This is a genomic window from Pseudonocardia sp. KRD291 (genome assembly GCF_019263595.1).
Taxonomy (GTDB): Bacteria; Actinomycetota; Actinomycetes; order Mycobacteriales; family Pseudonocardiaceae; genus Pseudonocardia.
The window spans coordinates 1-5,187 of record NZ_JADQDD010000381.1 but is presented as its reverse complement, the minus strand read 5'-3'; the positions used below and the strand labels follow the sequence as shown (position 1 = coordinate 5,187).

8 protein-coding genes are annotated in these 5,187 nt (G+C 74.2%); 1 reads left to right on the top strand and 7 read right to left on the bottom strand.

What is annotated here, in order from left to right:
- Positions 1–604 (bottom strand): TVP38/TMEM64 family protein (locus I4I78_RS30190; protein WP_218614914.1); only part of this gene is annotated, 604 nt, incomplete at its 3' end.
- 98 nt (positions 605–702) lie between these two features.
- On the opposite strand from I4I78_RS30190, the gene I4I78_RS30185 reads away from it, so the two are divergent.
- The gene (locus I4I78_RS30185; protein WP_308252447.1) at positions 703–1,122 is read left to right on the top strand and encodes a carboxymuconolactone decarboxylase family protein; all 420 of its coding nucleotides are present in this window, start codon (positions 703–705) and stop codon (positions 1,120–1,122) included.
- A 29-nt stretch (positions 1,123–1,151) separates the two neighbouring features.
- Here I4I78_RS30185 and rdgB read toward each other — a convergent pair whose 3' ends face one another.
- The 6 genes from rdgB to murI are packed head-to-tail and all read right to left on the bottom strand — an operon-like array spanning position 1,152 to position 5,003.
- Entirely contained in the window at positions 1,152–1,796 is a 645-nt protein-coding gene (rdgB, locus tag I4I78_RS30180; RefSeq protein ID WP_218614912.1) for an RdgB/HAM1 family non-canonical purine NTP pyrophosphatase, read from the bottom strand.
- Positions 1,793–2,578, bottom strand: a complete 786-nt coding sequence (rph, locus tag I4I78_RS30175; protein ID WP_218614911.1) for a ribonuclease PH — start codon at positions 2,576–2,578, stop codon at positions 1,793–1,795. The genes rdgB and rph overlap by 4 nt, the downstream gene beginning before the upstream one ends.
- Before the next feature lie 53 nt (positions 2,579–2,631).
- A complete protein-coding gene (locus tag I4I78_RS30170) occupies positions 2,632–3,405 on the bottom strand; it encodes an MBL fold metallo-hydrolase (protein WP_218614910.1) in 774 nt (257 codons plus the stop codon).
- 8 nt (positions 3,406–3,413) lie between these two features.
- Positions 3,414–3,827, bottom strand: coding sequence for a hypothetical protein (locus tag I4I78_RS30165; protein ID WP_218614909.1), 414 nt, complete (start codon positions 3,825–3,827; stop codon positions 3,414–3,416).
- Positions 3,820–4,185, bottom strand: a complete 366-nt coding sequence (locus tag I4I78_RS30160) for a hypothetical protein (RefSeq protein WP_218614908.1) — start codon at positions 4,183–4,185, stop codon at positions 3,820–3,822. Before I4I78_RS30160 ends, I4I78_RS30165 begins: the two co-directional genes overlap by 8 nt.
- A complete protein-coding gene (murI, locus tag I4I78_RS30155; protein WP_226380713.1) occupies positions 4,182–5,003 on the bottom strand; it encodes a glutamate racemase in 822 nt (273 codons plus the stop codon). The genes I4I78_RS30160 and murI overlap by 4 nt, the downstream gene beginning before the upstream one ends.
- Positions 5,004–5,187 lie beyond the last annotated feature (184 nt).

Genomic DNA, 5,187 nt, shown 5'->3' with positions numbered 1-5,187 from the left:
CGACCGCGCAGACGATCGACGTCACCAGCAGCTGCGGCGGGACCTCGCCGGTCACCGCGTCGCCGAGGATCACGATCGCCACGGTGCCCGGGATGCAACCCAGGACGGTGCCGGTCAGGTACGGCCCGAACCGCACCGCGGAGAGCCCGGACAGGTAGTTCAGCGCCGCGAACGGCACCATCGGGATCAGCCGCAGCGATGTCACCGCGAGCGTGCCGTGGTGGTCCAGCCGCCGGCGCACCCAGACGGCCTTGGGGTGCGCGGCGTAGCGCCGCACCAGACGGGCGCCGGTGTAGCGGACCAGCAGGAACGCCAGTACCGCGGCGATCGACGTGCCGAGCAGCGTCAGCACCGTGCCCCAGACCGACCCGAACAGCACCCCCGCCGCGACGGTGAACACGGTGCGCGGGAACGGCGGCACGTTGAGCAGCACCTGCAGGGCGACGAACACGACCGGCGCCCACGCCCCGGTCGCGGTCACGACGCGGCGCAGGTCGTCCAGACGCGGGACCACGCCGACCCCGTGCACGCGGGCGAACACCACCGCGAGCACGGCGACGAGCACCACCCCGAGGCCGGCCAGAGCCGGTCGCCACCACCGCACGACCCGACCGTACCGGCGCCGGGATGCGGGCTCCCCGCGCGGGGCCCGCTTCACAGCCGCAGCTCAGGCAGGGTTCGCCCGGCGTTTACCGTGGCGGGGTGAGCGGTAACGACGACAGCCCCGACACCACCCCCGACACCCCGCACGGCCTCGACCCGGACGGCCTGGCCGTGCGCCGCGAGGTGCTCGGCCCGGACTACGTCCAGGCGGCGATCGACAAGATCGACGACACCACCGAGGAGTTCCAGCGGCTGATCACCCGCTACGCCTGGAACGAGATCTGGACCCGCCCCGGGCTCGACCGGCGGATGCGCAGCGCGGTGACGCTGACCGCGCTCGTCGCGCACGGGCACTGGGAGGAGCTCGAGCTGCACCTGCGCGGTGCCCTGCGCAACGGCCTGAGCCCGGCCGAGATCGTGGAGATCCTGATGCAGACCGCGATCTACTGCGGCGTCCCGGCCGCGAACTCGGCGTTCCGGATCGCGAAGCGGGTGCTCGCCGAGGAGGCCCCGGCCTGAGACGGGCCGGCCCGGTACGGGGCCCTGCCTCAGCTCCCGGCCAGCGCCAGGACGTGCGGGACCAGTGCCCGCAGCGCCGCCCCCCGGTGCGACAGGTCGTCCTTCTCCTCCGACGACAGCTCGGCCGAGGACCGGGACCCGCCGTCCGGAACGAAGATCGGGTCGTAGCCGAAGCCGTTGTCGCCGCGGGGTTCGCGTGCCACGGTGCCGCGCCAGTTCCCGTGCACGACGGTCTGTCCCGGCACGTCGCCGTCGGCGTCCGGGACGGCGGCGCCGCCGGAGCCCGGCACGACCAGCGCCGCGGCGCAGACGAACGCCGCTCCACGCCGCTCGTCGGGGACGTCGGCGAGCTGGCCCAGCAGCAGGCGCAGGTTCGCCTCGTCGTCGCCGTGGTGCCCGCACCAGCGCGCGGAGAGCACGCCCGGCATCCCGTTCAGGGCGTCGGTGGTCAGGCCCGAGTCGTCGGCGACGGCGACCAGGCCGGTCGCGGTCGCGGCGTCGCGGGCCTTGGCCAGGGCGTTCTCGGCGAACGTCGCCCCCGTCTCCGGGGCCTCCGGGAACTCGGGGACGTCGGCCAGGCCGAGCACCTCGACCCCGTCGAGCCCCGCGCCCTCCATGATCCGGCGCAGCTCGACGAGCTTGGACGCGTTGCGGGTGGCCAGCAGCAGCTTCACTTCGCCTCCTCCGCGGCGGCCGCCGCGCGCGGGTGCGGCGCGGCGAGCGCCTCGTTCTGGATCGTCGCGAGCCTGGCGATCCCGGCCAGCGCGGAGTCCAGCATCGCGTCGAGGGTGGACCGGGAGAACGTGGCGCCCTCGCCGGTGCCCTGGACCTCGATCAGCGTGCCGGTCTCGGTGGCGACGACGTTGGTGTCCACCTCGGCCCGCGAGTCCTCCTCGTAGGGCAGGTCGAGGCGGACCCGGCCGTCCACGACCCCGACCGAGATCGCGGCGACCTGGGCGTGGATCGGCTTCGGGTCGGCCAGCTTGCCCCGCTCCCCCAGCCACGTCACGGCGTCGACGAGCGCGACGTAGGCGCCGGTGATCGCGGCGGTGCGGGTGCCGCCGTCGGCTTGCAGCACGTCACAGTCCAGGGCGATCGTGTTCTCGCCGAGGGCCTTGAGGTCGATGCAGGCGCGCAGCGAGCGGCCGATCAGGCGGCTGATCTCGTGCGTGCGCCCGCCGACGCGGCCCTTGACCGACTCGCGGTCGGAACGGGTGTTCGTCGCCGAGGGCAGCATCGCGTACTCCGCGGTCAGCCAGCCCAGCCCGGAGCCCTTGCGCCAGCGCGGCACCCCCTCGGTCACGCTCGCCGCGCACAGCACCTTCGTGTCGCCGAACTCGACGAGCACCGAGCCCGCCGGGTGCTTCTGGAAGCCGCGGGTGATCGTCACCGGGCGCAGCTCGTCGTCGGTCCTGCCGTCTGCCCTGCTGTCTGCCCTGCCGTCTGGTCGCGTCACCGCGCCATCGTAGGAAGGCGCTGCGGCGCTGCTCCGCCCGGCCGTCGGCGGGCTCAGATGTCGAAGGCCTCGTCCGGGTGCACGAGGTCGATCGGGCCGTCGAACGCGCCCTTGGCCTCGGTGAGCAGTTCCTCCGGGTCGCACCAGGCCGGAACGTGGGTGAGGAGCAGCCGCGACACCCCGGCCGCGGCGGCGTGCTCGCCGGCCTGCCGCCCGGACAGGTGCACCCCGGGCGGCTGGTCGCCGGTGTGCGGCCAGCTGGCCTCGCAGAGCAGGACGTCGGCACCGCGGGCGGCGGTGACGAGCCCGTCGCACGGGCCGGTGTCGCCGCTGTAGACGAGCGTCCGTCCGTCGTGTTCGACGCGCAGCGCGTAGGCCTCGCACGGGTGGTCGACCGGGGTGGCGCCGAGCCGGGCGTCGCCGATCGTCGTCTCGGCACCGGCGGTCAGCGGGTGGAAGGTGAACACGTCGGTCAGGTCGGTCACGGCCCGCTCGGCGGCCGACGGCGCGTAGGCGGCGGCGAACCGGTCCGGGGCCTCCGCGGGTGCGTGCACCGCGAGCTTCGACGCCCTCGCGTCGTAGGGCGGGCGCGGGTGGTAGCGGCGGTGCACGACGAGGGAGGCGAAGTCCGAGCAGTGGTCGGCGTGCAGGTGGCTGAACGCGACCGCGTCGAGCGAGAACGGGTCGAGGTGGCGTGCCAGCGCGCCGAACGTGCCGTTGCCGAGATCGAGTGTGAACCGCGTGTCGCCGGCCTCGACGAGGTAGCCCGACGCCGGCGAGCCCGGCCCGGGACCGCTGCCGGAACACCCGAGCACGATCAGCCGCATGTCACACGCTAACCCGCACGCCCCGTCCGGCGCAGCCACCAGAGCCCGACGAACGGCAGCACGAGCGGGATGAACCCGTAGCCGATGCCGTAGTCCGACCACACCGTCGCGTCCGGGAAGTCACCGGGCACCAGAAGCGTGAACGTGCCGACGACCAGGACCCCGACCAGCTCGAACGTGACCGAGGCCCAGGCCAGCCTGCGGAACCCGGGACCGGTGCCGGCCAGGCCGACCGTGGCCAGGATGTAGACGACCCCGGCCAGGCCGGAGAGCGTGTAGGCGATCGGTGCGTCCCCGAAGTCGCCGGCGATCTGCACCCCCGCCCGGGCCGTCGCGGACAGCGCGAAGATCCCGTAGACGGCGATCAGGACCCGTCCCGGTCCGGTCGCGGTCGCGCGCGGGTGACGGGCGGGCTCAGACACCGCCGGCCGCCCAGAGCCCCTGCAGACGCAGCACCGCCACCGCGGTGCCGATCGCGCCGATCGCGATCACCGCGCCACCCCAGCGGGTCGGTTCGGCGGTGGCGAACTGCAGCGCGATCGGCATCACGCACACGCTGACCACGAGGTAGATCAGGAACGTGCTCTGCTCGGGCAGCGTCACGCCGCCGAACACGCGGAACGCCGCGAGCACGGCCTGCCCGACCAGCAGCACCTCGCAGATCCCGACCGCGATCCGGTGCACCTGGTCGGGCGGGCGGTTCAGCGCGGTCGTGACCAGGCCGAACAGGGCCGTCGCGACCGTGGCCACGAGTATCACGAGCACCAGCAGGCCGATCACGGGCGCGACGCTACTCCAGGGGCACCGGCCCGCCCGACGACCGGGCCGATCTCCGGGCCGAGGAAGCGCCGGCCCAGACGGCGGAACGGCTCCGGGTCGCCGGTGGCCAGGAACCGGTGCGGCGCGGCCGGCTCGGTGGCGTCGCGGAGCAGGTCCCGGGAGTGCAGCGTGCGCACGACGTCCTGGGCCGTCTCGTCGGCGCTGGAGACGAGCGTGACGTCCGGTCCGAGCACGATCGACAGCACACCGGTCAGCAGCGGGTAGTGCGTGCAGCCGAGCACGACGGTGTCGCACCGGGCCTGCTGCAACGGCTCCAGGTAGCTCTGGGCCAGGCCGAGGATCTGCCGTCCGCTGGTGGTGCCGCGCTCGACGAAGTCGACGAACCGCGGGCAGGCCACCGAGGTGACCTCGACGTCGCGGGCGGCGTCGAACGCGTCGGCGTAGGCGCCGGAGGCGATCGTGGCCTTCGTCCCGATCACGCCGATCTTCCCGGTCCGGGTGGCGGCGACGGCCCGTCGCACGGCCGGGCGCAGCACCTCGACGACCGGGACCGGGTAGCGCTCGCGGGCGTCGGCCAGGCAGGCGGCGGACGCGGTGTTGCACGCGATGACCAGCGCCTTCACCCCGCGCTCGACGAGGTCGTCGCCGATCGCGAGCGCGTGCCGCCGGATGTCGGCGATCCGCAGCGGGCCGTACGGGCCGTTCGCGGTGTCGCCCACGTAGACGATCTGCTCGGCCGGCAGCTGGTCGATCACCGCGCGGGCCACGGTGAGGCCGCCGACGCCGGAGTCGAAGATCCCGATCGGGGCGTCGCGCAGGTCGCTCACGACACCGATGCTAGGGCGCAATCGGCTCGCGGCGGCGGGCGGGAGGTTCGTAGGCTCTCCCCTCGTGACCGACTCGACCGAGACCCGCATCCGCGGCGCGATGGCGAACTGCTCGCGCGGCGAGGCGAAGCGGATGACGCTGCCCGCGTGGGTGCGCGAGGTCGGCCTCGACCCG